Annotated in this window: 1 protein-coding gene; it reads right to left on the bottom strand. The window is 67.9% G+C overall.

Annotation, left to right across the window (positions count from 1 at the left end):
* A partial coding sequence (locus ACPYN4_RS15480) for a tyrosine-type recombinase/integrase (RefSeq protein WP_424446876.1) occupies nucleotides 1-1,457 on the bottom strand: 1,457 nt, incomplete at both ends.

The following is a 1,457-nucleotide window of genomic DNA, read 5'->3' on the forward strand; positions in this document are numbered from 1 at the left end:
TGCAGGGAGACGCCAGCATTGACCAGCGCGGTCGCGTAGGTGTGTCGCAGCTGGTGGGAGGTGACGTGCCCGAGCCCGGCGAGTTCGGTGGCGTGATCGAGTTCGCGGCGGACGCCTTGCTGGGTGAGTCTGCGGCCGAGGTAGGTGAACAGGAACTGCGCGGGTCGCCGGTAGCGGGGGTGCGGGAGTGGCCTGCCGTGGGAGCGGATCTGGGTGACCCTGTCGATCACCTCGAGGGTCTCGGGATCGAGGGGGACCATGCGTTCGGTGGCGAGCTTGCCGAGCGGGACCTTCAGCCATGCCCCGTTCCCATCGAGCTCGTGGACGCAGTCCAGCTCGAGGTCGAGCAGTTCCCCGATCCGCAGCCCGCAAGCCCGTTGCAGCCGCAGCGCCAGTGCGGCCAGCTCGTTGTCGGGATGCTCGGTCAAAGCGGCGGCGAGTCGCCGGTCGGCATCGATGGGGAGGTAGCGGGGCAACATCTGCGGGAGTTTGGGGATGTCGTCGCGGAACAGCACCTTCCGCGGTGGCGCTGCGTCCCAGCCCCATTCGGTGATGTCGCGCAGGAACGTCGCGACCGCGACGACCCGCCGGTTGCGGTCCCCGATGCTGATCGGGGCCCCGTCCTTGTCGCTGACCGCGTCGACCAACGACGCGAGGAACGGCTCGATGTGACATCGCCGATCCAGATCCCTCACGCTCTGAAGGGCAGGGTCGGTCTCGGTGAGGAACACCCCGAAGTGCTTCAACCGGGTCGCCATCGCCGATACCGTCTTGCGGTCGCAGGTCGCGCGCTTTCGTTCCAGGTAGCCGACCAGCTCCGCCCGCAACGGCGCGGAGACCTCGGCGAGCCGCTCCTCGTAAGGGATCGGGCCGCCGGTCCGGGGCGGGGAATCGAGGACGCCGAGATGGAACAGCACCATGTGCGCCATGCTGATCGCCGAGAAGTAGTGGCGATGTGAGATCCCCGTCGCGTGCTCGCGTTCCCGGCAGGCTGCGGCGAACTCCTGAAGGTCGTCGACGGTAAGTTGCCGCATTGGCTTTCCGGTCTGGATCAGCAGCCGGATCGGGGCCTGGGAGCCTGTCGCGAGTCGCGTGCGGGCGGTGAACCCGAGCTGTTCCGCCTCGTCGAGGAACTCGTCGATCTCAGCCCGCAGCGGGCTGGTTTGGATCTCCCGCCAGAGCGGTGACAGCTTCCGCGACAGCAGGTAGTCGTATCCCGGCCGCAACCCGCCGTGCAGCATCAGGAACGTGATCACCGGACGCGTCGCCGACCCCGCCGACAACCGCTCTTGAAGCGGAGTCGCCGCCCAGTCCTGCGGGTCCGGCCAGGTCTCGAAGAACCGGCGCGCAGCCCACTCGTATGACAGATTTCCGCGGCCGGTCGCCGTCAGATGACGCAGATACGCATCCCGGAGATCATCGCCTCGCAGCGACGCGATCCCAGGGTCACCGCTGCT

Origin of the sequence: Microbacterium sp. CH-015 (assembly GCF_049707015.1) — a bacterium.
Lineage (GTDB): Bacteria > Actinomycetota > Actinomycetes > Actinomycetales > Microbacteriaceae > Microbacterium > Microbacterium aurum.